Raw genomic sequence first — 23,783 nt, 5'->3', positions numbered from 1 at the left:
TCGGCATCAAAGTTGTCCAGTTCGGCGCAGATCGGCGATGTTTGAAGAAGAAGTCCCGCTCCCAGCGACGTCGACGATACGCAATCGTACGTTTGGCCGCCTCAATCGGCCTGCGGCGCCAGCCATTGCTGCAGCTGGGCATCGTCCAGTGGGCCGGCATGCTGGGCCCGTACGCGACCATCGGCGCCGATCAGCACGCTGTAGGGCAACACGTCGCTGACGTCGCCAAACCGGTAGGCCGAGCTCGGGTGTGACAGCTGCCCCAGCACGATCGGGTAGCTCACCGGGTGGGCGGCCAGGAACGCGCGGACGGGCGCCGGCTGGTCCATCGCGACGCCGATCACGGTCACGCCGCCGGCGCCGTGGCGCTGCTGGGCGCGATCCAGTGCCGGCATTTCCTCACGGCAGGGCAGGCACCAGCTGGCCCAGAAATTCAGCACGACCGGGTGGCCGCGGTAGTCGGCCAGGTCGTGTGTCGTGCCGGAAAGGTCGGGCAACTTGAGCGCGGGCGCCGGTTGTCCGACCAGGGGCGTGGATGCTGGCGGCGCGTCGGCCTGACGTTGCCAGTAACCACCCACGCCGGCGACCAGCACCGCCATCCCCAGGATGATCCAGTTGCTGCGGCTGAAGATCATTTCGCCGCCTCCGTCAGTGCCTGCTCCACCATCGAGGAGGTCAGCACGGTGGAAAGCTGGCGGCCCGGCCCGCCGTCGCTCGGAAACACCACATATAGCGGCACGCCGGGCGAGTTGTATTGCTGCAGGAAGGCACTGATCACCGGGTTGACGTCGGTCCAGTCACCTTTCATGTAGACCGCGCCGGTGCGCTGCAGCAGCGCGCGGAAGGCGGCGGTGTTGAGTACGGTGTGTTCGTTCGCCTTGCAGGTGACGCACCAGTCGGCGGTCATGTCGACGAAAACCGGCGTGCCGGCAGCGCGCAGCGCGGCCAGCTTCTCGGGGCTGTACGCCACCACGCCTTCCTCAGCCACGGCGCCGGCCGCCACTGGCGGCACGTGGGCCAGCAGATAGAGCGGTGCCAGCGTGGCCAACGCCAGCGGCAGCACCCACGCGCGGCCGGCGATGCCGCGCGAACGGCTGCGCTCGAACCACCACAGCGTCATCGCCAGCAGCACCATTGCCACCAGCACCAGGCCCACCGCGTCCGCGCCACGCTGGTTGGCCAGCACCCACACCAGCCACGCGGCGGTGAGGTACATCGGAAACGCCAGCACCTGTTTCAGGGTTTCCATCCAGCGGCCCGGTCGCGGCAGCAGCCGGCCCAATGCGGGCACGAATCCGATCGCCAGGAACGGCAACGCCAGGCCCACGCCCAGCGCCAGGAACACCCCCAGCGCCGACAGCATCGGTGCCGCGAACGCATAGGCCAGCGCGCCACCCATGAACGGCGCGGTGCAGGGGCTGGCCACCACCACGGCCAGCACGCCGGTGAAGAAATCGCCAGCCGGCCCGGAGCGCGACGCCAGCCCGGCGCCCGTATTGCCCAGCGAGGCGCCGAGCTGCACCACGCCGGACAGCGACAACCCCACCGCCAGCATCACGCAGGCCAGCACGCCCACCAGCAGCGGCTGCTGCAATTGCGAACCCCAACCCAGCGAATGGCCGGCGGCACGCAGCGCCAGGATGCCCATGCCCAGCGCGGCGAAACTGCACAGCACGCCCGCCGTATAGAACAAGGCATGCCGCCGCGCCGCGGCCCGGCTCTCGCCGCTTTCCAGCACGCTGACCGCCTTGATCGACAGCACCGGCAACACGCAGGGCATCAGGTTCAGCACCAGTCCGCCCAGCAACGCCAGCGCCAGCGCGGCAAACAGGCCGGTTCGAACCGGGGAGGAGGGCGTGGTGTCGACAGGTGCCGATGCGCCAGCCGTGGCGGCGCCGCCCAGATCGACCGTGACCGTGCGGGTCATCGGCGGATAGCAAAGCCCGCCGTCCTGGCAGCCCTGGAACGTGGCCTGCACGGTCAGCTGCTTGCGGCCGGCCAGGTCGCCATCCACCGCCACCGGCACGTCGACCTGGTCGAAATAGACCACGACATTGCCGAACTGCGGATCGGCATGCGTGACGCCGTCAGGCCATTCGGGCGGCCGCAGGCGCAAGCCATCGGCGTCGGTCAGCTTCAGCGTGGTGCGGTCGCGATACAGGTAATAACCCTTGGGCATCGACCAGCGCAGCAGCAGGTGGCCGGGGTCTGGTGCCACGGCTTCAAAGCGGAACGCCTCATCTTCGGGCAGCGGTGCGGCGGCCATGCCCGCCGGCGCGCTGGCGCCGCGACTGCCCAGCCCGGTCAATGCCGCGCCCAGGCTTTGCGCGGCCGGCGGGGACGCGACGGCATTGGCTGGCAGCGGCAGGTCGAGGTGTTCGGTGTGGGGCGGATAGCAGATCTTCGGATCGACCTCGTGGCAACCCTGGTACTGCACATCCAGCTTCAGGCGGGTGGTGCCGGCGGCCACGGTGTAGGGCACCGTGGCATCCACGCCGTGGTGGTAGGTCTCCACGTCGCCGAGGTATTCGTCGTGGTGTTTTTCGCCATCGGGCAGCTGTGCCGTGCCCAGGGTGACGCCGGGGCCGGCGCTGAATTTCATGCGGCCGCGGTAGAGGTAATAGTCCGGCGCGATGGTCCAGTGCAGTTTCAGCACGCCAGGAGTCGAGACGTCGGCGCTGAGCTGATAGGCCTCGGTCACCGGCAGCAGGTTGTCCTCTTGCGCCCAGGTGGGCAGCGCGGCGAACAGCAGGCCCAGCAACAGCATCAACTGGACCGGCAGGCGGTGAAAACGGGGGAAATGCAGCGCTTGCATTACAACTCCGGCGGGCGACGCGGGCAGACAACAGGTAAGGGCGGGCTATGGATGGCGGCGTGTCCGCAACGGTTCCGCAGCGGCGCCGTCGATACGCTCCCTTGCACATTATGGATCAGTGGCGGGGATCGAGCCGTGTCGTGCGGCGTTATGCGCGCCCGGCCGCTGGTGTCCTCATCATCCCGCGCTTTGTTCGCGCACCCAGTCGAGGTAGGCACGGTGGCCCTGCGCCACGGGTACACCCACCAGCTCCGGCAGCTCGTACGGGTGCAGCATCAGCAACCGCGTCTTCATCGCCTCGAAGCGGGCGGCGGTGGTCTTGATCAGCAGGAGATGCTCGTCATCGGTGGTGACCGCGCCCTGCCAGCGGTAGGTGGAGGTGACCCCAGGCAGGCAGCTGACGCAGGCGGCCAGTTTCTCGTCCACCAGCGTCGCGGCGATGGCCTTGGCACTGGCCGCGTCGGGACAACTGCAATAGCAAAGCAGCACGGCATCGGCGGGGGGTGGGGTGGCGACCATCATGCCAGCGTAACCGGAAAACGCGATGCTGCCGTCGCCGCCAGGTCATTTGCCCCGGTGCCCTTGAAAGCGTCGCCCATTCACCCAATTAGCTGTCGGGTCACCCGATCAAACCGCTTGCAGTGGCATGCTGTATCGCTAAAATTGGCACTCATATACCCCGAGTGCTAACAAGACCGAGGATCGGGTCTTCGAAGCCTTGTTCCACCTCAACCGTTTGGAGTCATCCATGAGCACACTGCGTCCGTTGCACGACCGCGTCATCGTCAAGCGTCTGGAAGAGGAGCGCGTCTCCGCCGGCGGCATCGTCATCCCCGACAGCGCCACCGAAAAGCCCACCCGCGGCAAGGTCGTCGCCGCCGGCACCGGCCTGATCATGGCCGACGGCAAGGTGCGCCCGATGTCGCTGAAGGCTGGCGACACCGTGCTGTTCGGCAAGTACGCCGGCCAGGAAATCAAGATCGATGGCGAGGATCTGGTGTTCCTGAAGGAAGACGACATTGTGGCGGTGATCGAGGGCTGATGGGCTGGGGCTGCGACAGGCTGAGCGCGAAGCAAAAAAGCGCGCTTGCCAGTCGCCTTTGGCTCCTTCCGGTAGTACCTCGCAAGATTTTCTCCATTCTTAATTCAATTTTTTTGAGGCAAAAAAATTATGGCCGCTAAAGAAGTACGTTTCGGCGAAGACGCCCGCGCCCGCATGCTGAAAGGCGTCAACACCCTGGCCAATGCGGTCAAGGTGACCCTCGGTCCCAAGGGCCGCAATGTGGTGCTCGAGAAGAGCTTCGGCGCCCCCACGATCACCAAGGACGGCGTGTCCGTCGCCAAGGAGATCGAGCTGGCCGACAAGTACGAGAACCTGGGCGCGCAGATCGTCAAGGAAGCCGCTTCCAAGACCTCCGACGTGGCCGGTGACGGCACCACCACCGCCACCGTGCTGGCGCAGGCGTTCATCCAGGAAGGCCTGAAGGCGGTTGCCGCCGGCATGAACCCGATGGATCTGAAGCGCGGCATCGACAAGGCCGTCTCGGCCGCCGTGGGCGAGCTGAAGAAGCTGTCCAACCCGACCGCGAACGATAAGGAAATCGCCCAGGTCGGCACGATCTCGGCCAACTCCGACACCAACATCGGCGACATCATCGCCACCGCGATGAAGAAGGTCGGCAAGGAAGGCGTGATCACGGTCGAGGAAGGCTCGGGCCTGGACAACGAGCTGGACGTGGTCGAGGGCATGCAGTTCGATCGCGGCTACCTGTCGCCGTACTTCATCAACAACCAGCAGAGCCAGCAGGTCGAGCTGGATGACCCGTACATCCTCATCCACGACAAGAAAGTGTCGAACGTGCGTGACCTGCTGCCGGTGCTGGAAGCCGTCGCCAAGGCCGGCAAGCCGCTGCTGATCGTGGCCGAGGAAGTGGAAGGCGAGGCGCTGGCCACCCTGGTGGTCAACACCATCCGCGGCATCGTCAAGGTCGCCGCCGTCAAGGCGCCGGGCTTCGGTGATCGCCGCAAGGCCATCCTGGAAGACATCGCCATCCTCACCAACGGCCAGGTCGTGTCCGAGGAAGTGGGCCTGTCGCTGGAGAAGACCACGGTCGCCGACCTGGGTCGCGCCAAGCGCATCGTCATCACCAAGGAAAACACCACGATCATCGACGGCGCGGGCGAGGCCGAGAAGATCCAGTCGCGCATCGGCCAGATCAAGGCGCAGATCGAGGAGACCTCCTCCGACTACGACCGCGAGAAGCTGCAGGAGCGCGTGGCCAAGCTGGCCGGCGGCGTTGCCGTGATCAAGGTCGGTGCCGGCACCGAGATCGAGATGAAGGAAAAGAAGGCCCGCGTCGAAGACGCCCTGCACGCCACGCGCGCAGCCGTCGAAGAAGGCGTGGTCCCCGGTGGTGGCGTGGCGCTGATCCGCGCGCTGAAGGCCGTCGAAGGCCTGAAGGGCGACAACACCGATCAGGACCTGGGCATCGCGATCACCCGCCGCGCGCTGGAAGCGCCGCTGCGCGCGATCGTCGCCAACGCTGGCGAAGAGTCGTCCGTGGTGCTGAACAAGGTCAAGGAAGGCAAGGGCAACTTCGGCTACAACGCCGCCACCGGTGAATACGGCGACATGATCGAGTTCGGCATCCTGGACCCGACCAAGGTCACCCGCTCGGCCCTGCAGCACGCCGCGTCGGTTGCCGGTCTGGCGATCACCACCGAGGCGATCGTTGCCGAAGCGCCGAAGAAGGAAGAAGCCCACAACCACGGCGGCGACGCCGGCGGCATGGGTGGTATGGGCGGCATGGGTGGCATGGGCTTCTAAGTCCCGCTCCACCAGTCCACCAGCTGCATCCACGAAAAACCCCGCTTCGGCGGGGTTTTTCTTTGCTTGGGGTGTGGCCTGGCGTCGAAATCCAGTCCACCCCGCTGCGTGCCTTCTTGCCTTCTTGTAGGAGCGACTTCAGTCGCGATGCTTTTCATCAAGCCACAAGAGCATCGCGGCTGAAGCCGCTCCTACAAGGGGGCCCTTGGACGCGCTACGCCTTTTCAGCCAACTCGCCGCGCAGTTGCCGGGCACAGCCGACCATGCCGCGCAGGGCCGCTTCAACCTCCGGCCAGCCGCGGGTTTTCAGGCCGCAGTCGGGGTTGACCCAGAGCTGGTCCACGCTCAGCACGTCCAGCGCCTTGCGCAGCAGATCCAGCATTTCGGCCGGGTCGGGCACGCGTGGCGAATGGATGTCGTAGACGCCGGGGCCGATGCCGTTGGGGTAGCGGAACCGCACGAACGCATCGAGCAGCTCCATCCGCGAGCGGCTGGTCTCGATCGAGATCACGTCGGCATCCATCGCCGCCACCGCCTCGATGATGTCGTTGAACTCCGAGTAGCACATGTGGGTGTGGATCTGGGTGGTATCGCGCACGCCACCGGCGGTGATGCGGAAGCACTCGACTGCCCACGCCAGGTAATGCGGCCATTCCGCGCGACGCAGTGGCAGGCCTTCGCGTAAGGCCGGCTCGTCGATCTGGATCAGCTGGATGCCGGCCGCTTCGAGGTCGTGCACCTCGTCGCGCAGCGCCAGCGCGATCTGCCGGCAGACGGTTTCGCGCGGCAGGTCGTCGCGCACGAACGACCATTGCAGCATCGTCACCGGCCCGGTCAGCATGCCCTTCATCGGTTTGCTGGTCAGCGATTGCGCATAGCTGGACCATGCCACCGTCATCGGTGCCGGCCGCACGATGTCGCCCCAGATCACCGGCGGCTTCACGCAGCGCGAGCCGTAGCTCTGCACCCAGCCCAATCTGGTGAACAGATAGCCGTCCATCTGTTCGCCGAAGTACTCGACCATGTCGTTGCGCTCGGGCTCGCCGTGAACCAGCACGTCCAGTCCGATGGCTTCCTGGAAGCGCACCACGCGGGCGATTTCCGATTTCAGCAAATCGTCGTAGGCGACATCGGTGAGCTTGCCGCCGCGGTGGGCGGCGCGGGCCTTGCGCAGGTCGTCGGTCTGCGGGAACGAGCCGATCGTGGTGGTCGGCAGCGGCGGCAGGTTCAGCGTCTCGGCCTGGGCGGCGTGGCGGGTGGCGTAGGCCGAACGACGCAGCGCGATCTGCGGGCTGAGGGTGCGCAGCCGTGCGCGCACGCCGGCATCCACCACGCCTGCCGATTGCGCCTGGGCATCCAGCAATGCCTGCTGCGCGGCCAGTGCGGCTGTGGCCTCGGCCTGTCCGGCCAGGGCGTCGGCGTAGGTGCGCAGCTCCTCCAGCTTCTGCCGCGCGAAGGCCATGGAGGCACGCCGAGCCGGATCGAGCGCGGTTTCCGCCTCCAGATCGATCGGCACATGCTGCAGGGAACACGACGGCGCCAGCCACAGCCGCTCGTCACCGATCCGCGACTGCGCCTTGCGCAGCAGCGCCAGCACCTTGTCCGGCCGGCTGCGCCAGATATTGCGGCCGTCGATGACGCCGGCACTGAGCACCTGTGTCGGTGACAGCGCATCCAGCACGGCGTCGAGTTGGCCCGGCGCGCGCACCAGGTCGACATGCAAGCCGTCGACGGGCAGCGAGGCGGCCACCGGCAGGTTGTCGCCCAGCGCCCCGAAATAGCTGGCCAGCAGAATTTTGGGCCCGCCCGCTGTGGCCAGTGCGGCGTACGCGCGGCGGTAGGCAGCCCGCGCCTCGTCATCAAGATCCAGCACCAGGCACGGTTCATCCAGTTGTACCCATGTCGCGCCCGCGGCGGCCAGCTTGCCGAGCAGCTCGACGTAAGCCGGCAGCAACGCGTCGAGCAGCGCGAGCCGGTCACTGCCGTCGACCGCCTTGGCCAGCAGCAGGAACGAGACCGGCCCCAGCAGCACCGGGCGCGCCTGACGTTCCAGCGCCCGCGCTTCCAGGAATTCGGCCACGGGTTTGTCGCCGGCCAGGCGGAACTGCTGGCCGGCCTGCAGCTCCGGCACGAGGTAGTGGTAGTTCGTATCGAACCATTTGGTCATTTCCAGCGCGTGCAGGTCATGGCCATTGCGCTTGTGGCCGCGCGCCATGGCGAAATAGCCGTCCAGAGGGCCAGACGCGAACACCGGCCGATAGCGGTCCGGGATTGCGTCGAATAACACCGCCGTGTCCAGCACATGGTCGTAGAGGCTGAAATCGTTGCAGGGGACGACGTCGACACCGGCGCTGGATGCCAGTTGCCAGTGACGCTGGCGCAACTCGCGGGCGGTGTCTTGCAGGGCGTCGGCGGTGATTTCGCCGCGCCAGTGGGATTCCAGCGCGCGCTTGAGCTCGCGTTTCAAGCCGATGCGCGGAAAGCCGGAGTAGGTGACTTGTGACATGTAGTGATTCCTCTTGCAGACAGTGAGCAAAGAGGAACGAAGGAGTGGGGCAATGTCCGCGCGCCCCGCGACCTTCGCCCCCGCGGGCGATCGAGCCGGGCACCGTGATGGCGCGCCCGGACCAAGTCGGGCGGAAGCGCGAACGCTTCCGGCTGGAGCAGGTATTCGGGCTCGTGGACGCGTCTCAGAACGTCGCGTCCACCTACCGTTGCGGGGCAGCTCCGGCTTCAGGACCGGGATTCCCTGCCATATATCTTTCTATTCGAATAGAGAGATATCTGAACCAGCGAGCGCAGGATAGAGGTGCGGAAGGGGCGAATCAATGATCCATGTCAATTCCGTCCGGGCCGTTGCCCGTTACTCGTCGCCCACCGCCACGACCATGCCCGTTGGTTATAAGCACATGGAAACCGATCCTTTGTGATACGGCGATCCGCAGGATAAGGTGGACGGACGTCTAGCCGTCTATTAGTAAAGGTAAGTCCATGAGCCGCATTGCCATCCAGACCATCGAGAGCGCCCCGGAAGAAGCCGGCCCGCGCCTTGCCGCCGCCAAGAAAAACAGCGGTTTCGTGCCCAATCTTCTGGGTGTGCTGGCCAATGCGCCCACCGCGATCGAGACCTACCAGACCGTCAGCGCCATCAATGCACGCAACAGCCTGTCCGACACCGAGCGCGAGGTGATCCAGATCACCGCCGCTGCCCGCAACGGTTGCGGCTTCTGCGTCGCCGGCCACACCGCCATCGCGCGCAAGAAGCTGCAGATGCCCGAGCCCCTGCTGGAGGCCTTGCGCGCCAAGCAGGCGCTGGATGACCCGAAGCTCAACGCGCTGGCCTTGTTCACGCTGGCCGTGATCGAGGAGCGTGGCCAGGTGTCCGACGACGAACTGCAGGCGTTCCTTGCCGCCGGCTACAGCCAGGGCCAGGCGCTGGAAGTGGTGCTGGGCGTGAGCCTGGCCACGCTGTGCAACTACGCCAACAACCTGGCGAAGACCCCGATCAACCCCGAATTGCAACCGTACGCCTGAGTCATCAGCGGAGGGAACGGCATGAGCCCGTCCGAAAACCACAACCCGTCATTGCAGGCGATCGCCACGCTGGTCGACGCGTCGCTGTCGCGGCTGGCCGACAGCATCGACCGCGAAGGCTTCTATCCGGTCGACTTCATGCGTGAGCTGGGCAAGCTGGGCGGTTTCGGCGCGACCGGCACGGATGCGTATGCGCTCGACCTCCCGCGGCAGATCGCCATCACCACGCAGGTGGGCCGCGTCTGCGGCTCCACCGCGTTCCTGGTGTGGTGCCAGTCCACCTGCGCCTGGTACCTGCAACATGCGCCTTCGGCCGCGGTGCGGCAGCGCTATCTGGACAAGGTCGCCAGCGGCTCGCTGCTGGCGGGTACCGGCATGTCCAATGCGGTGAAGCATCTGGCCGGGATCGAGAAGATCCGTCTCGACGCGCGTCGCGATGGCAACGGTTATGTGGTCAACGGCGTGCTGCCGTGGGTGTCCAATGCCGGCGCCGACAACCTGGTGATCGTGGCCGCGGCGGTCGAAGGCGGCGGTTACCTGATGTTCGCCGTGGAAGGCCGTGCGCAAGGGCTGGAGCTGCACCCGTGCCCCGATTTCTCGGGCATGGAAGGCACCAGCACGCTCAACCTGCGTTTCAAGAACGTGGCGGTGGGCGCCGACAGCGTGCTGGCGCATCCGGAACAGTTCGAGGCCTTCATGGCGCGGATCAAGGCCGGCTTCGTGCTGGGTCAGGCAGGCATGGGCTTCGGCGTGGTCGAGGGCTGTTTGAAAACGCTGCGCGAAAGCAACGTCACCCATGCGCACGTGAATGCTCTGCTGGACGACCAGGAAGCCGATCTGCAGGCCGAGTTGGTGGCGCTGCAGACGCAAGCCGATGCGCTGTCGCGCCAGGCGCAGGCCGGCGCAGTCGCCATCCTGCCGGTGCTGAAGCTGCGCGCGGCCGCGTCGGAGCTGGCCTTGCGTGCGGCCAACTCGGCGGTGCTGCATGCGGGTGCGCGTGGTTACCTGATGCGCCACCCAGCCCAGCGCCAGCTGCGCGAGGCGGTTTTCGTGGCCATCGTGACGCCGGCGCTGAAGCATCTGCGCAAGGAAATCCGCGATCTCGAGCAGCGGCAACAGCAAGCCGAGGCCGCGTAATGGCGAAGTGGATGTGCGGGCCATGCGGCTTCGTGTACGACGAGGCGGAAGGCATGCCCGAGGACGGTATCGCGCCGGGTACGCCGTTCGAATCGATTCCCGATGACTGGAGCTGCCCGGACTGCGGCGTGAGCAAGGACGATTTCTTCCTGGTACCGAATTGAGTGCAAGCATGAGCAAGCCCACCCCAATGCTGCATCCCGCCGTGCTGGAAGCCAGCCACATCGCGCTGAGCTACGGCCATGCCGGGCGCGCGACCAACGTGGTGCTGCGCGATTTCTCGCTGCAACTCAAGGCGGGTGAAGTGGTGGCCGTGCTCGGCCCCAGCGGCGTCGGCAAATCCTCCCTGTTGCGCGTGCTGGCGGGCCTGCAGACGCCGGACAACGGCGGCGTGCGGGTGCATGGTGAGTCGCTGAAAGGGCCGCATCCGCGGGTGGGTCTGGTGTTTCAGGACCCGTGCCTGCTGCCGTGGCTGACGCTGGAAGAGAACGTGGGCTTTGGCCTGGATTTCCGTCACCAACCCGTGCTCGATGCCAAGACGCGGCGCGAGCGGGTGCGCGATGCGATCGCCGAGGTCGACTTGCAGCACGCGCTGGGTCACTACCCAAGTGAATTGTCCGGCGGCATGGCGCAGCGGGTGGCGCTGGCACGCTGCCTGGCGCGCCAGCCGGAAATCCTGTTGCTGGATGAGCCGTTCAGTGCGCTGGATGAAATCACCCGTGGCGACATGCAGACCTTGTTGCAGCAGATCACCGCGCGCCACAAGACGGCGGCGGTGCTGGTGACCCATGACATCGACGAGGCGCTGGTGTTGGCCGACCGCATCGCGCTGCTGGGCGGCCAGCCGGGCGGGTTGATCGGCGAGTGGCGCATCGAGCAGCCGCATCCGCGCGATGCCGTTGCTGCTGAACTCACCCGGGTTCGCGTGGAGATCGTGCAGGCGCTGCGCGACGCCCGCCGCGCCGGTTCACCACCCGCCGAGCTCCAGCGCGCCGTGGCGTGAGCGACGAAGAAAATGGCCGCGGTGATTTCCTTCCGCAACCCCTCGGCACCCCATCCGATCATCGAGCCGTCATGACCACAGACCACGATTCCGACAGCACCGCCTCCCGCCGCCGCTTCCTCAAGCTTTCGGCGATGTTCACCGTGGCCGGTGCGCTGCCGCTGTTGCAGGGCTTCAACCGCGCCGTGGCGGCGGAGCCCGATGCACCCGTGCGCATCGGTTACCTGCCCATCACCGACGCCACGCCCTTGCTGGTGGCGCATCAGCGCGGCCTGTTCCAGAAACAGGGACTGTCGGTGGAGAAGCCGCGCATGTTCCGCAGCTGGGCGCAGATCGTGGAGGCCTTTCTCAGCGGCCAGGTGAACGTGGTGCACATGCTGTCGCCGATGACGGTCTGGGCGCGCTACGGCAGCAAGGCGCCGGCGAAGGTGGTGGCGTGGAACCACGTCTGCGGCTCCGCGCTGGCGATGACGGTCAAGAAGGACGTCCAGCAGCTGGACGACCTGGCCGGCACCACGGTGGCGATCCCGTTCTGGTATTCGGTGCACAACGTGGTGCTGCAACATCTTCTGAAAGCCCGCGGCATCGAGTCCATCGGCAGCGGCACGCCCGGGCCCAAACAGGTCAAGCTGGTGGTGATGGCGCCGTCGGACATGCTGCCGGCGCTGGCCGGCGGGCAGATTTCCGCCTACATCGTGGCAGAACCCTTCGTGGCGCTGGCCGAGATACTCAAGGTCGGCAAGGTGCTGCGTTTCACCGGCGATGTGTGGAAGGATCACGCCTGCTGTGTTGTGCAGATGCACGAGCGCGATCTGAACGAGCGCCCCGAGTGGTCGCAGAAAGTGGTCAACGGCATCGTGCAGGCGCAGGCCTGGGCACGCGACCATCGCGACGACACTTCGCATCTGCTGGCCAAGGACGCCGCCGACCACTACACCCCGCACAGCTACGAAACCCTGGCCAAGGTGCTGGCGCCGCCGCCGTCCGATGACGCGGCCTACATCGCGTCGGGTGCGATCCACCATCCGGAGTGGAAGCAGCACCGCATCGACTTCCAGCCGTACCCGTTCCCCAGCTACACCGAAACCCTGGTGTCGATGCTCAAGACCACCTACGTCGAGGGCAAGAACGACTTCCTGCCCGGGCTGGACCCCGCCTTCGTGGCGCGCGACCTGGTCGACGACCGCTTCGTGAAGAAGGCAATCGCCGGGCTGGGCGGCATGACGGCCTTCGGCCTGCCCGAAGGTTTCACCCGCCAAGAACACATCACCACCTGAACCCGTAACGCCATGCCGCCGCCGCTCGCCGCATGGCGCGGCGCCCGCATGCAGGCTGCAACTCCATGAACGCAACAAGCATTCCCCTCCACCGTTCCAGCGCCCGCATCGGGCTGAGCCTGTTCGGCCTGTTCGTGCTGCTGGTGCTGTGGTCGCTGGGCATCCACGTGCTGGGCAAGAGCATGCCGCTGGCCGGCGCGCTCAGCCCCAGCGATACCTTTCACAGCCTGTACGACTTGCTGGCACGGAACGAACTGACCCGGCACACGTTGACCAGCCTGAAGCGCGTCATGGTGAGCCTGCTGGCGGCGCTGGCGCTGGGCGTGCCGATCGGCGTGGCGGTGGGCAGTTCGCGCGCGCTGGACAGCAGCACCAGCGGTGCGTTCCAGTTCCTGCGCATGATCTCGCCGCTGTCGTGGATGCCGATCGCGGTGATGATCTTCGGCATCGGCGATGCGCCGATCTATTTCCTGCTGACCATCACGGCGGTGTGGCCGATCATCCTCAACACCTCCGCGGGCGTGCGTCAGCTCAACCCGCGCTGGTTGCTGCTGGCGCGCAGCCTCAGCGCCACCCGTGGCGAGATCCTGTGGCGCATCGTGGTGCCGGGCACCCTGGGCCACGTGCTCACCGGCGTGCGGGTCGCCATCGGCATGATCTGGATCCTGCTGATTCCCTGCGAAATGCTGGGCGTCAGCTCCGGCCTGGGCTATTTCATCCTCGATACGCGCGACCGGCTGGCCTATTCGGAATTGATGGCCGCGATCGTGCTGATCGGTGCGCTGGGTTTCCTGCTGGACGCGCTGGCGCAGCGGCTGCACCGGCACTGGGTGCCTGCCGGCACCGATTGAAGCCTCAGGCCGCCAGCGCGCTGGCGTCGCCAAGCGCGGCGAAATAATCGCGCGTCAGCCGTCGCTGCTCGGCAGCGGTTTCGGCCCGGTTGGCCACCTGGCGGAAGGCGGCGTTTTCGGGCCGGTCCTTCGCGTACCAGCCCAGATGCTTGCGCGCGATGCGCACACCCTGCTGTTCACCGTAGAACGCGTAAAGCTGGTCGAGGTGGCCCAGCAGGATCGTGGCGACCTCGGCCGGCGTCGGCTCGGGCAGCAGTTCGCCGGTGGCCAGGTAATGGGCGATCTCGCGGAAGATCCACGGCCGCCCCTGCGCCCCGCGGCCCACCATCACCGCATCGGCGCCGGTGACATCCAGCACGTGTTTTGCCTGTTGCGGCGAGCAGACGTCGCCATTGGCCAGTACCGGAATGCGCACGGCCGCCTTCACCGCGGCGATGGTGTCGTATTCCGCCTCGCCTTCGTATTTGTCGGCGCGGGTGCGACCGTGCACGGCCAGCGCGGCGATGCCGGCGTCCTCGGCGATGCGGGCGATATTCAGCGCGTTGCGGTTGTCGCGGTTCCAGCCGGTGCGGATCTTCAATGTCACCGGCACCTCGACCGCGTCCACCACGGCTTTCACGATGCGCGCCACCAGCGGCTCATCCTGCAGCAGCGCGGAGCCGGACCACACGTTGCATACCTTTTTTGCCGGACATCCCATGTTGATGTCGATCAGCTGCGCGCCGTTGGCCACGTTGAAGCGCGCCGCCTCGGCCAGCATCGTGGGGTCGTAGCCGGCGATCTGCACGCTGACCGGTTCCGGTTCGCCGTCGTGATCCATCCGCTGCAGCGACTTGCGCGTATGCCACAGGCGCGGATCGGCGGTGGTCATCTCCGACACGGCAAGGCCCGCGCCCAGCCGCTTGCACAGCAGCCGGAACGGCTTGTCGGTGACGCCCGCCATGGGGGCGAGCACCACCGGCGGGTCGATCAGGTAGGGGCCGATACGCATCCGCCCATTGTAGCGGCAGCGCTGGATCGGCGGTCGCAGCTCAGACCCGCAGCGTGCCTTCCGGCGGCAGCGGCACCGACTCGCCCTCGCGATGATGCCGGTGCTTGAAAAAGATCATGAACAGCACCGCCACCACCAGCGCGTAGGCCGCGAAGGTCAGCCAGATGCCACGCCAGTCCTTGGCGCCGTCCGCGGCGGTGAACCACAAATCGATGATCCAGCCGCTGATCGAGCTGCCCAGGATCGCGCCGATGCCGTTCGTCATCAGCATGAACAGGCCCTGCGCGCTGGCGCGGATGGACGGGTCGCTCTGCCCCTCGACGAACAGCGAGCCGGAGATGTTGAAAAAGTCGAACGCCATGCCGTACACGATGCACGACATCACGATCATCCACAGCCCATTGCCCGGGTTGCCATAGGCGAACAGGCCGAAACGCAGCACCCACGCCACCATGCTGATCAGCATCACCGTCTTGATGCCGAAGCGTTTCAGGAAGAATGGAATCGCCAGGATGAACAGCGTTTCGGATACCTGCGAGATCGACATGATGATCGCCGGGTAACGCACCGCCAGCATGCCCCGGTACGCGTCCACGTTGGCGAAGTCATGCAGGAAGGTGTCGCCGTAGGCATTGGTCAACTGCAGGGCCGCACCGAGCAGCATCGCGAAAACAAAGAACACCGCCATCTTGCGGTTGCGCAACAGGCTGAACGCGGTCAGCCCCAGCACATCCACCCACGAGCGCCGCGCCGTGCTGCGCAGGCGCGGCGGGCAGGGCGGCAGGGTGAACGCGTAAAGCCCCAGCAGCAACGCGGCCGCGGCCGCCACGCGGAACTGGCCGCCCGAGGTTTCCAGGTGCAGCAGGCTCACCGTCCACATCGCCGCGATGAAACCGATCGTGCCCCACACCCGGATCGGCGGAAACACGCGCACCACGTCGGCGCCGTTTTCCTTCAGCGCGTTGTAGGCCACGGTGATCGCCAGCGACAAGGTCGGCATGTAGCACATCATGTTGAGCAACATCACCCAGAACAGCGTGTTCGGGTCGTCGATCGTCGGCACCATGAACAGCACCACCGCGCCGCCGATGTGCAGCAGGCCGTAGAGCTTCTCCGCGTTCAGCCATTTATCCGCGATCACGCCCATCAGCGAGGGCATGAACAGCGCGGCGATACCCATGGTGGAAAAGATCGCGCCGAACTGGGCGCCTGACCAATGGCGATACTGGAACCAGTAGGCGCCGATGGTGATCAGCCACGCCCCCCACACGAAAAACTGCAGGAAGTTCATGGCCACGAGGCGCAGCTTGATGCTCATCTGATATCCGGCACACGGCCATAAAATTTTGGAGGTTAGAGAAGCGGCCCGAAACCGGCAAGGCACGCTGCAGCGCAGTGGTGCCGTTTCAGGGATGCCAAAAGCCCGTCATTCCGGCGCAAGCCGGAATCCAGTGCCTTCAAGCTTTTGAAAAGCAGAGCTACTGGATTCCAGCTCCCGTTGGAATGACGGTTATTGGAGTTACATAAGATCCGCTTCAGCGCGGCGCAGCCAGTGCGTCGGCCACGCGCTGGCGCAACACCGGCAGCAGCTCCGTCTCGAACCACAGGTTGTGCATCACCCAGGGCCGGTTGCGCGGGCTGGGGTGTGGCAGCGGCAACCGCCCGCTCGGCAGATAATCACGCCAGCGCTGCACGGTATCGGTGAGCCGGGTGCCACGCGGTACGCCGAGCATGCCCATCTGCGCGTACTGCCCGATCACCAGGGTCAGTTGCACCTGGCTCAGCAATGGCAGCAGTCGCGGATGCCACGTGGGCGCACACTCCGGCCGCGGCGGCAGATCGCCGCCATGCGCGCTGCCGGGAAAGCAGAAACCCATCGGCACGATCGCCACGCGGCTGGCGTCGTAGAACGTGTCGCGATCGATCTGCATCCACTCGCGCAAGCGGTCGCCGCTGACGTCGTCGAACGGTACGCCGCTCAGGTGCACCTTGCGTCCCGGCGCCTGGCTCACGATCAGCAAGCGCGCCGTGGCCGATGCCTGCAGCACCGGCCGCGGGCCATGCGGCAGGTGCGCGGCGCAGATCTGGCAGGCGCGAATCTCGCGAAGCAGGCGCTCCAGTTTCGTGGGCAACGCCGTGCTCACGGCAACAACTTGCCCGGGTTGAGGATGCCGTCGGGATCGAACGCCGCCTTGACGTTGCGCATCAATTCCAACGTGGTGGCCGGAACCGCCAGCGGCATGAACTCACGCTTCGCCAGGCCGATGCCGTGCTCGCCCGACAGCGTGCCCTCCAGCTCGATAACCAGCGCAAACACCTCGGCCAGGCAGGCATGCGCGCGCTTGCGCTCGGCGTCGTCGCGCGGCAACAGGTTCACGTGCAGGTTGCCGTTGCCCGCGTGGCCAAACGTCACGATCAACACATCGTGCTTCGCCGCAAACCGTTTGATCCCGTCGACCAGCGCAGGCAGATGGCTGACCGGCACCACCACGTCCTCGTTGATCTTGTTGGGCGAGATCGTGCGCTGCGCCGGCGACAGTGCCTTGCGTGCGGCCCACAGCGCGCGCGTCTCGTCGGCGCTTTGCGCCACTCGCAACTCCTCCAGCCCGTCCCCTCGCGCGGCCGCAGCCACCGCATCGACGGCGCTGTCCAGCGTGGCCGGTTCGCCATCCGCCTCGATCATCAGCATCGCGCCGGCCAACGGCACACTGTCGCCGCCGTGCGCATGCGCCAGTTTCAACGCCACGTCGTCGATGAACTCCAGCGCGCACGGCGTCACCGGCTGCGCCATGATCCGCGCCACCGCCCGCGCCGCGCTGCCCACATCGCGATAAGTTGCGCGCAACGTGCGCACCGCGGAGGGTTTCGGCGTGAGCTTCAACGTGGCCTCGGTGATCAGCGCCAGCGTGCCTTCCGAGCCGATCAGCAACCGGGTCAGGTCATAACCCGTCGCGCCCTTGCTGGTGTAAGTGCCGCAACGAAAACCCTTGCCACTGCCCGCCACCGCACGCAAGCCCAGCGTGTTCTCCCGCGGCGTGCCGTACTTCACCGCACGCGGGCCCGCCGAGTTGCACGCCAGGTTGCCACCCACGCTGCACCACGGCGCCGAACTCGGGTCCGGCGGCCAGAAGAAACCGTGCGGCGCCAGCGCCTTCTGCAAATCCGCGTTCAGCACCCCCGGTTCCACCACCGCGAGGCGGTTGTCCGGATCAATGCGCACAATCCGGTTCATCCGCTCGAAGCTCACCACCACGCCACCGGCCACCGGCACCGTGGCCCCGGTAGTGTTGGTGCCGCGGCCCCGCGCGATCACTGGCACGCCATGCTCCCGACACGCCCGCACCAGCGCCTCCACCTGCGCGTGCTCCGTCGGAAACACCACCGCATCCGGCAAGGCATGCCGGCGCGAGTTGTCGTAGGAATAGGCAATGCGCTCGGCTTCGCCGATGGCGAACGCATCGGCGGGGAAGGTGGAGCGAAGGCTGTCGAGCAGAGCGGGCGGGAGCGGCATCTGCCAAGTTTAACGCTGAACCTATTGCAACCCCCGTTTCCCTAGCGCCATCACACGCGACGGAGAGCGAAATGATGCCGACAGCGGCAGGTAACTGGCCATGCACGTCGCGGGCGGTACTTTCGACAGCACTCGTCGGATCTGTACGTGCCGAAGGTAGCCAAGGCCCTTGAGATGCGGGCGAGGCTCTTGTCGATGATCCGTGCCAGCGCGTTGCCGTCAGACCGAGTTAGCCTGAGGCCTCCATGCCGTACTCGCTGATGATTGTGGTCAGGACGCCGGAGTTCTGACCTTGGCTGCCGGGACATTGAGCAAGGAACAAAGCTCGATTGGCAGAAGTGGCAGGCCAATCGATGCTCTCTTCATCGTAAATATATAGATTGGGAGAAAAGAAAGCTTGAACTGGGGAGGCGCAGCCCGGGACGTTGTTCTTGCCCTGGGTCTTGCCGGCCATGCAGAGAAAGCTTGCGCAGGCGTCCTGAGCGTAGACGGGAGTGGTTGTGAGGCTGGCAAAGGCGCCGATGGCAGCGGTGGCAAAAAGAGCGCGCAGTTTCATGACGGTTCTCCGGTTGAATTCCCTTGCAACGGATTTTTTCAGGTGCTTGATCTACCGACGCAGAAGCCGGTGCTTTTGTTGACGAGCGGCGCTTCTACGCCGGGCTCCCCTGCGTAAAACGAGCGGTAAGAAGGTATTTCATTGACAGGTGCTACTGAATTCGCTCAGGCAGGCTGCATGCGCTGTAAACGAGAGTGCTACTGTCGCCCGGATCAAAGCCGGTCAGTGCCAAGTTTTCCGCCTCCTCTCTCGTAGAGGCGTGGGCGCGTACAGCCAAGCCCCTATCATCCACTGCGACGGCCGCGCACTGGTTGTAGTAAGCCAACATAATCTTGCAATTTCTTCCGTTATGCAGGGCACAAATGGCCAGCGCATCTTTCTTGGCCTTTGATTTGCTTTTCTTTCCAACAACTGTCCCGATCGCGCCGAGAATTTGAGGGTCTTCGGCGATCGCTCCCCACCGATCTGCCCAAATGATCATAGGTTCTTGCGGTTGACGATATCGAGGTGAGCCGTTGTATGGCCCCAAGGCATCCGGTGGAATGCATTGACCGCCCGTGTTCACGCCTGTGGCGCATTGCCCCAGGACCACAGGCACGTAGAAAACGGCGATCAGGGAGATCATTGCAAGGAAAATTTTCATGAGCCCGGTCCCATGGCACCCGATCCGTTTGCCAAGCCATAAGTGCCTACGGCTTGAGCGTTGCTGGTTGGCCGGTGGCCGCGCCCGGTTTCTTGGGTACCCCATGCAGCCTGGCCGGGCCGAGCGTGACCGTTATCCTGATTAGATGTCGGTGACATGCCACTACCGGGATGATGCCCCAGTGCAGTCTGCTGCCGCCAAGCTGCAGGACCCTCACCGGTGCGGCCGAATGGGCTATACGACTGGAACTGCCCCAAGGTTCCCTGGAAAAACGCCGCGGCCATGGGCGGTGCGGAGATGATCAAAGTGGTGAGGATCAGGCCGATGCCCCCCTGTTGCAGCGCCATGGAGTTGAGGCCGTCGGTAGACAGATCAATTGCGCCACCCGTGATGCCGTGGGAAGCCATCGACGCGACGTACTGGCCGATATAGGCGACGGTAATGGCCCCCAACATTTTCATGGAGATGGTAATCATGATGCTTAAGACGGCCAGCGAAAACACCGTGCCGACTCCGTACATCAACCATTTCTGGAAAAGTGATGCGGTCTGTTTGAAAAGTAGACACAAAATGAACAGCGGGCCGAATCCGATGAACAGCGCCAACGCGATCTTGTTAAGCAACAATAGGGAGCCAGCAACCACAGCTGGACCGGCGATGCCAATGCCAGACATCCATTTGTCACGGGCGAGGTCATTGGCGATATTGCTGTTACCGCCGTCGTCAATGGTGTCGATAGTGGACATGGCTATCTGCATTGCGGCAAGGTTGTCGTCAATCTTCTGGAATGGCCCGCTGTTGTTGCCGGTAACCACCTGCACGATTGCGGTGGAAGTACCGTCAGTCAGTGTCCAGTACAGCTGTGAACCAGCCACGCCCATTGAGGTGGCCGCCATCACGACTACCACTGCACGCAACGAATCGCCGACCAGAACCATCATTGGCTGCTGTGACTGACCCGTGACGGCGCGATAGCCGTGGACCATGATCCAGATCGTCAGAACAACCAACGCGATGCCGCTGATGAGCAGTGTCATGCGCGTCAACAGCCCACCCTGGAAGCTGTAGATCTCGTTGCTCAACCACTCGTTTATGATGGTGAAAAAAACGAACGATCCCATGGGTCAGGCTTCCTTGCCGAGCGTATTTCTGGCGGAACAATGGTAGGCGTGGACCATGCGTCGGATCGTTCGCTTATTTGCAATGTAAGCAATACTGGACGCGACGCGTCTCCTACCAGCCATTTGAATTCTCGATGCTCAAGGGCTTGGTGTCGTCCGATGATTGGATGTCCAATGCACCTTTCAGGACGATGCCAGCGATTGCTTGCGAAGCAACATTGCTGATGATGGTGGCCGAGCTGGGTGCGGTTGCCGACTTTGCCAACTGAGTCTGTTGGTTCTGAAGGTATGTCAGGCGTGCTGCGTAGGCGTTGTTGACGGACTCCATTTTCTGGTGATCGATCTGTATTTGCGCAATAAGGGTGAGGATCTGATTGGTGTTGTCCTGCAGTTTTCCGAAGTCTTCCGTGCCTAGATTGCGGCGCGCGCTTTGCAGATCGTTCAAGGTGGTTTGCCGCTCGATCGCCATGTCGTACATGGCTTTCATGTACGTGAATTGTGCGTTCTTGGTACTGAGAATGTCCTTGCAGTTCTGTTGTTGCGCCGTGGCACGCCCACCGCACGAACCGGCATCTGTACCTTGAGTAATGGTGTCCAAATCGACGTCGGGTTTGGCAACGGTGCTGAGCGCGTTGGAGGGAGCAGCGCCTAAGGTATCGATATTTTTCAGGTGCCCATTGGTTGTGTCGGAGCCACCAGAGGTGCTACCGCCAATCTGCTTGCTGATGTTGTTGGTGTTCTTTTTGATATCGCCAGTGTTTGTTCTGATGTCACCGGTATTCTTTTTGATGTCACTGGTGTTGTTTTCGACCGTGCGGTCTGTCACCGCGACTGCTTGTTGGGCATGAGCGGTTCCAGCGAAGAGGCCGACGAGTAGAACCACAGACAACGTGACCAGACAGATATGGTTGATCCTCAAGCTGGAAGGCGTCGTATGAGTGCTTGAGTTGGTCATGATGCATTCCTCTCGTGTTGCCGTTGGCGACGGCCTAACGTACGACCGCGCTTGCGGCTCGGGTGGCGGACTGCGGGTCAGACGGCCTGGGCTTGGATTTACCGCTTCCCTTGCGGGTTTCATAGAACCGACTCAGCCACTGCTCGGGAAGAAGCCCCTCGACAGGTAGGCCTTCGGCTTCTGCGCGTTCTGCAAGCACCTCGTGCATGATCTCGATGTTGTCGGTGGAGGCCGAGATCACGGCCAAGGCGTCGTCCATGCCGCGCAGGTTGAGTTGGCAGACGGCGCTGGCGTGGCCCTGCTTGACCAGGAAGCAACGCGAGCGTTCATCCAAACTTACGACAACCTGGTACTCGGCGTCTGTCAGCTTCAGCCCACCCACGTAGTCATCGCGACTCGCGTTGGGGTTGGGTAGCAGGATCATGGTGGCCGTCTGTTCGATCAGGGCGGCCGCGATGTCGCTGGCGAGCGCGTCTTCGGGGCTCTGGGTGGCGAAGATGCCCAGGCCGTTCTGTTTGCGGATGGTTTTCTGCTTGTTCTTGGCGAAGTCCTTGAGGCCGCCCTTGCCATCGAGAATCTTCCAGAACTCATCCATCACGTAGATGAGCGGGCGACCGTCGATGAGCGCTTCCAGCTTGTGCAGCAGGTAGTTGATGACGGGTACGCGCGCTTCGGGGTTGTCGATCAGCTCGGTGTAGTCGAAGCCGATGATGTTGGCCTTTTCCAGGTCGATGGTGTCGATGGGGTTGTCGAAAACCCAACCCAGCGAATTGCCAGCCGTCCACTTGCGCATGCGGATGAAAAGGCCGTCATCACCCATGTTGGGCAGGCTTTTCTGGAAGTTGGTCATGGTGCGTAGATGCATCGGGGTGTCGAGGATGCTTTCGACGGCGCGGAAGATGTCCTCTTCCTCGCGCGAGCTGTAGACGCTCTTGCCCACCATCACCTTCACCAGCTCGGCCAGAAACTGCACGTTGGCTTCGGTGTGTTCGCACTGGAACGGGTTGAACCCGGTGGGCTTGCCGTTTTCCAGCGCAAGGTAGTTGCCGCCGCAAGCGCGCACGAAAATCTCCGCGCCGCGGTCCTTGTCGAAGAAGAAGATGGTGGGTGACGGCTCGAGCTTCTGTACCTGGCTCAGCAGGAAGTTGATCAGTGCGGTTTTGCCGGTACCGGACTTGCCGATGACCATGGTGTTGGCGATGGCCTTTTCGCCCAGCGAGTTTTCCGCGGGGTGGGTGGCGTGGAAGTTGAAGTGGTAGGCCTGACCGTTGGTGGTCTGCAGGGTGGTGACGCAGTTGCCCCAGGGATTGTTTTCCTTCTTGCCCGTGGCGAAGTTGTGCAGGGGCGACAGACCCAGGAAGTTGAGCGAGCTGACGTTGGCCAGCCGGGTGCGGTATTTCCAGTTGCCCGGAAACTGCGCGTAGAACGCCGCGGTGACGGCCAGGTCTTCCTTCACCGTGACGAAGCCGGCGTTGGAGAGTTCCGCGCGGGTGGTGGCGATCTGCTGCGAAAGCGCTTCCTGGCTTGATGCGTAGATCGCCATGGAAAAGTGGTACTCGCCCAGCACGAAGTTGCCTGAGGCCAGCTGATCCATGGCGTGGTCCAGCTCGGCGATCTGGCTGAAGGCCTTGTCACCGGAGGACACCATCATGCCCTTGGTGCGATCCAGCGCCTTGAGCGCGTCCTGCCGACCCATGGGGCTGAAGGAATGGGTGATGACGTACTCGAAATCCAGATACTTCAGCCCGTTGAGAATGCCCGGGTAGGTGCTGTCGGTGTATTCCTTGATGTTGAGGATGGCACCGAAGTGATTCTTGCCTTCCGGCGTGGTGATGACGAAATCGCCGGTCTTGGCCGAGAAGCGCTGCTTGCTCACGGCAAGGTAGTTGTAGACAGGTGCGTCAAGTACCGGCACCGGCTCGTCGATCCGATTGAGAAGATAGCCGTAGAATTCCAGCGCTTCGGAGAACACCACGCCGTTGCTCGCCTCGTACATGCCGAGGCGGTAGGGTGCGTAGTCCTTGAGCACCGCTTCCACGTTGCCGGCCAGTTCCAGCATGGTGTTTACGGCGTCGAGCTGCTGCGACTCCAGGCGTCCGATATCGCTGGATTTTTCCGCGAAGCGTTTGCCGCTGACGATGGGCCGGTACAGCATGGTCAGGTACAACTCGTTCTGCATCAGCTTTTGCGTCGACAAGGCCTCGTAATAGGCATCGGACATCTGCTGGTTGAAGCTCTGGCGGAAGCGGCTGTGATCCTTCAAGCGGCGACGGCGACGTACGTCGTGCACCCAGAACGCCACGTTGACGAAATCCGGCGCCCGTAATGTCTGCAAGAGGCGGTTGAAGCCGTTGTGGCGGTGCTCGATCTCCCATTCTTCGCGCCCCACGAACGGCAGCCCGCCGAGGCGCCACACCAGCAGGAAATCCCCGCCGGTCGTCTTCAGCACCGTGGGTGAGACGTGCGTCGACAACGGCAGGAATTCCGCGATGGGGGTGTCGGGTGTAAAGCTTGGTTTGGCCATGGTCCGGTCCGGGGTGATGCCTGGTGTTGAAGGCCAGG

At 64.3% G+C, this 23,783-nt stretch carries 21 protein-coding genes and 1 riboswitch; of the genes, 8 read left to right on the top strand and 13 right to left on the bottom strand.

From position 1 onward, the window contains the following. Positions 1-101: 101 nt before the first annotated feature. The 3 genes from ASD22_RS09870 to cutA all read right to left on the bottom strand — a co-directional run bounded on the left by ASD22_RS09870 (position 102) and on the right by cutA (position 3,337). The gene (locus tag ASD22_RS09870; protein ID WP_056082461.1) at positions 102-635 is read right to left on the bottom strand and encodes a TlpA disulfide reductase family protein; all 534 of its coding nucleotides are present in this window, start codon (positions 633-635) and stop codon (positions 102-104) included. Then, the gene (locus ASD22_RS09865) at positions 632-2,815 is read right to left on the bottom strand and encodes a protein-disulfide reductase DsbD (RefSeq protein ID WP_056082458.1); all 2,184 of its coding nucleotides are present in this window, start codon (positions 2,813-2,815) and stop codon (positions 632-634) included. The genes ASD22_RS09870 and ASD22_RS09865 overlap by 4 nt, the downstream gene beginning before the upstream one ends. Positions 2,816-2,992: 177 nt before the next feature. Beyond that, on the bottom strand, positions 2,993-3,337 hold the full coding sequence (gene cutA / locus ASD22_RS09860) for a divalent-cation tolerance protein CutA (RefSeq protein ID WP_235577611.1): 345 nt from the start codon (positions 3,335-3,337) through the stop codon (positions 2,993-2,995). A 226-nt stretch (positions 3,338-3,563) separates the two neighbouring features. Between cutA and ASD22_RS09855 the strand changes: the two genes are divergently transcribed. Together ASD22_RS09855 and groL are read left to right on the top strand one after the other, a co-directional pair. Then, positions 3,564-3,857 (top strand): co-chaperone GroES, encoded by a 294-nt coding sequence (locus tag ASD22_RS09855; protein ID WP_007081521.1) that lies wholly within the window; start codon positions 3,564-3,566, stop codon positions 3,855-3,857. 129 nt (positions 3,858-3,986) lie between these two features. Next, positions 3,987-5,642 carry a chaperonin GroEL gene (gene groL / locus ASD22_RS09850; RefSeq protein WP_056082455.1) on the top strand — a complete coding sequence of 552 codons (1,656 nt, stop codon included), beginning with the start codon at positions 3,987-3,989 and terminating at the stop codon, positions 5,640-5,642. A 214-nt stretch (positions 5,643-5,856) separates the two neighbouring features. On the opposite strand, the gene metE is transcribed toward groL, so the two are convergent. After that, positions 5,857-8,148: a 5-methyltetrahydropteroyltriglutamate--homocysteine S-methyltransferase gene (metE, locus tag ASD22_RS09845; RefSeq protein WP_056082452.1), complete on the bottom strand. Its 2,292-nt coding sequence runs from the start codon at positions 8,146-8,148 to the stop codon at positions 5,857-5,859. A 136-nt stretch (positions 8,149-8,284) separates the two neighbouring features. Further along, positions 8,285-8,451, bottom strand: a riboswitch (cobalamin riboswitch). A 182-nt stretch (positions 8,452-8,633) separates the two neighbouring features. On the opposite strand from metE, the gene ASD22_RS09840 reads away from it, so the two are divergent. The 6 genes from ASD22_RS09840 (at position 8,634) to ASD22_RS09815 (ending at position 13,444) form a co-directional block, all read left to right on the top strand. Then, complete coding sequence (locus ASD22_RS09840; RefSeq protein ID WP_056082449.1) at positions 8,634-9,176, top strand: carboxymuconolactone decarboxylase family protein; 543 nt, start codon at positions 8,634-8,636, stop codon at positions 9,174-9,176. A gap of 21 nt (positions 9,177-9,197) precedes the next feature. Beyond that, complete coding sequence (locus ASD22_RS09835) at positions 9,198-10,313, top strand: acyl-CoA dehydrogenase family protein (protein WP_056082447.1); 1,116 nt, start codon at positions 9,198-9,200, stop codon at positions 10,311-10,313. After that, on the top strand, positions 10,313-10,477 hold the full coding sequence (locus tag ASD22_RS09830) for a rubredoxin (protein ID WP_007081516.1): 165 nt from the start codon (positions 10,313-10,315) through the stop codon (positions 10,475-10,477). The genes ASD22_RS09835 and ASD22_RS09830 overlap by 1 nt, the downstream gene beginning before the upstream one ends. Positions 10,478-10,485: 8 nt before the next feature. Beyond that, positions 10,486-11,316 carry an ABC transporter ATP-binding protein gene (locus tag ASD22_RS09825; protein WP_082520208.1) on the top strand — a complete coding sequence of 277 codons (831 nt, stop codon included), beginning with the start codon at positions 10,486-10,488 and terminating at the stop codon, positions 11,314-11,316. Positions 11,317-11,387: 71 nt separating this feature from the next. Further along, the gene (locus ASD22_RS09820) at positions 11,388-12,593 is read left to right on the top strand and encodes an ABC transporter substrate-binding protein (protein WP_056082441.1); all 1,206 of its coding nucleotides are present in this window, start codon (positions 11,388-11,390) and stop codon (positions 12,591-12,593) included. Positions 12,594-12,658: 65 nt separating this feature from the next. Further along, positions 12,659-13,444, top strand: coding sequence for an ABC transporter permease (locus ASD22_RS09815; protein WP_056082438.1), 786 nt, complete (start codon positions 12,659-12,661; stop codon positions 13,442-13,444). Between the two features lie 4 nt (positions 13,445-13,448). On the opposite strand, the gene dusB is transcribed toward ASD22_RS09815, so the two are convergent. From dusB to ASD22_RS09775, 9 genes are all read right to left on the bottom strand, one after another. Next, positions 13,449-14,435, bottom strand: a complete 987-nt coding sequence (dusB, locus tag ASD22_RS09810) for a tRNA dihydrouridine synthase DusB (protein WP_056082435.1) — start codon at positions 14,433-14,435, stop codon at positions 13,449-13,451. Between the two features lie 40 nt (positions 14,436-14,475). Next, positions 14,476-15,753 carry a nucleoside permease gene (locus ASD22_RS09805; protein WP_056082432.1) on the bottom strand — a complete coding sequence of 426 codons (1,278 nt, stop codon included), beginning with the start codon at positions 15,751-15,753 and terminating at the stop codon, positions 14,476-14,478. Between the two features lie 217 nt (positions 15,754-15,970). After that, the gene (locus ASD22_RS09800; protein WP_056084113.1) at positions 15,971-16,555 is read right to left on the bottom strand and encodes a uracil-DNA glycosylase family protein; all 585 of its coding nucleotides are present in this window, start codon (positions 16,553-16,555) and stop codon (positions 15,971-15,973) included. Positions 16,556-16,575: 20 nt separating this feature from the next. Then, entirely contained in the window at positions 16,576-17,946 is a 1,371-nt protein-coding gene (locus ASD22_RS09795) for an FAD-linked oxidase C-terminal domain-containing protein (RefSeq protein WP_056082430.1), read from the bottom strand. 229 nt (positions 17,947-18,175) lie between these two features. Beyond that, positions 18,176-18,502, bottom strand: coding sequence for a hypothetical protein (locus ASD22_RS09790; protein WP_056082427.1), 327 nt, complete (start codon positions 18,500-18,502; stop codon positions 18,176-18,178). A 151-nt stretch (positions 18,503-18,653) separates the two neighbouring features. After that, positions 18,654-19,145: a DUF4189 domain-containing protein gene (locus ASD22_RS16405; RefSeq protein ID WP_162245070.1), complete on the bottom strand. Its 492-nt coding sequence runs from the start codon at positions 19,143-19,145 to the stop codon at positions 18,654-18,656. Next, the gene (locus ASD22_RS09785; RefSeq protein ID WP_056082424.1) at positions 19,142-20,266 is read right to left on the bottom strand and encodes a type IV secretion system protein; all 1,125 of its coding nucleotides are present in this window, start codon (positions 20,264-20,266) and stop codon (positions 19,142-19,144) included. The genes ASD22_RS16405 and ASD22_RS09785 overlap by 4 nt, the downstream gene beginning before the upstream one ends. Positions 20,267-20,378: 112 nt before the next feature. Continuing rightward, positions 20,379-21,221 carry a hypothetical protein gene (locus ASD22_RS09780; protein ID WP_156458984.1) on the bottom strand — a complete coding sequence of 281 codons (843 nt, stop codon included), beginning with the start codon at positions 21,219-21,221 and terminating at the stop codon, positions 20,379-20,381. A gap of 34 nt (positions 21,222-21,255) precedes the next feature. Continuing rightward, positions 21,256-23,745, bottom strand: coding sequence for a VirB4 family type IV secretion/conjugal transfer ATPase (locus ASD22_RS09775; protein WP_056082418.1), 2,490 nt, complete (start codon positions 23,743-23,745; stop codon positions 21,256-21,258). Between the last annotated feature and the right edge of the window lie 38 nt (positions 23,746-23,783).

The sequence above is a fragment of the Rhodanobacter sp. Root480 genome (genome assembly GCF_001426645.1).
Classification (GTDB): Bacteria; Pseudomonadota; Gammaproteobacteria; order Xanthomonadales; family Rhodanobacteraceae; genus Rhodanobacter; species Rhodanobacter ginsenosidimutans.
Note: the sequence above shows the minus strand (reverse complement) of the source record. Positions and strands in the feature narration are given on the sequence as shown.

What these genes read in the sequence shown, in the direction of transcription:
- groL (WP_056082455.1), top strand. Translation starts at nt 3,987, where the DNA reads ATGGCCGCTAAAGAAGTACGTTTCGGCGAAGACGCCCGCGCCCGCATG.
- ASD22_RS09815 (WP_056082438.1), top strand. Translation starts at nt 12,659, where the DNA reads ATGAACGCAACAAGCATTCCCCTCCACCGTTCCAGCGCCCGCATCGGG.
- metE (WP_056082452.1), bottom strand. Translation starts at nt 8,148, where the DNA reads ATGTCACAAGTCACCTACTCCGGCTTTCCGCGCATCGGCTTGAAACGC.
- ASD22_RS09865 (WP_056082458.1), bottom strand. Translation starts at nt 2,815, where the DNA reads ATGCAAGCGCTGCATTTCCCCCGTTTTCACCGCCTGCCGGTCCAGTTG.
- ASD22_RS09870 (WP_056082461.1), bottom strand. Translation starts at nt 635, where the DNA reads ATGATCTTCAGCCGCAGCAACTGGATCATCCTGGGGATGGCGGTGCTG.
- ASD22_RS09775 (WP_056082418.1), bottom strand. Translation starts at nt 23,745, where the DNA reads ATGGCCAAACCAAGCTTTACACCCGACACCCCCATCGCGGAATTCCTG.
- ASD22_RS09785 (WP_056082424.1), bottom strand. Translation starts at nt 20,266, where the DNA reads ATGGGATCGTTCGTTTTTTTCACCATCATAAACGAGTGGTTGAGCAAC.
- dusB (WP_056082435.1), bottom strand. Translation starts at nt 14,435, where the DNA reads ATGCGTATCGGCCCCTACCTGATCGACCCGCCGGTGGTGCTCGCCCCC.
- ASD22_RS09835 (WP_056082447.1), top strand. Translation starts at nt 9,198, where the DNA reads ATGAGCCCGTCCGAAAACCACAACCCGTCATTGCAGGCGATCGCCACG.
- ASD22_RS09825 (WP_082520208.1), top strand. Translation starts at nt 10,486, where the DNA reads ATGAGCAAGCCCACCCCAATGCTGCATCCCGCCGTGCTGGAAGCCAGC.
- ASD22_RS09805 (WP_056082432.1), bottom strand. Translation starts at nt 15,753, where the DNA reads ATGAGCATCAAGCTGCGCCTCGTGGCCATGAACTTCCTGCAGTTTTTC.
- ASD22_RS09820 (WP_056082441.1), top strand. Translation starts at nt 11,388, where the DNA reads ATGACCACAGACCACGATTCCGACAGCACCGCCTCCCGCCGCCGCTTC.
- cutA (WP_235577611.1), bottom strand. Translation starts at nt 3,337, where the DNA reads ATGATGGTCGCCACCCCACCCCCCGCCGATGCCGTGCTGCTTTGCTAT.
- ASD22_RS09790 (WP_056082427.1), bottom strand. Translation starts at nt 18,502, where the DNA reads ATGAAACTGCGCGCTCTTTTTGCCACCGCTGCCATCGGCGCCTTTGCC.
- ASD22_RS09855 (WP_007081521.1), top strand. Translation starts at nt 3,564, where the DNA reads ATGAGCACACTGCGTCCGTTGCACGACCGCGTCATCGTCAAGCGTCTG.
- ASD22_RS09840 (WP_056082449.1), top strand. Translation starts at nt 8,634, where the DNA reads ATGAGCCGCATTGCCATCCAGACCATCGAGAGCGCCCCGGAAGAAGCC.
- ASD22_RS09795 (WP_056082430.1), bottom strand. Translation starts at nt 17,946, where the DNA reads ATGCCGCTCCCGCCCGCTCTGCTCGACAGCCTTCGCTCCACCTTCCCC.
- ASD22_RS16405 (WP_162245070.1), bottom strand. Translation starts at nt 19,145, where the DNA reads ATGAAAATTTTCCTTGCAATGATCTCCCTGATCGCCGTTTTCTACGTG.
- ASD22_RS09780 (WP_156458984.1), bottom strand. Translation starts at nt 21,221, where the DNA reads ATGACCAACTCAAGCACTCATACGACGCCTTCCAGCTTGAGGATCAAC.
- ASD22_RS09830 (WP_007081516.1), top strand. Translation starts at nt 10,313, where the DNA reads ATGGCGAAGTGGATGTGCGGGCCATGCGGCTTCGTGTACGACGAGGCG.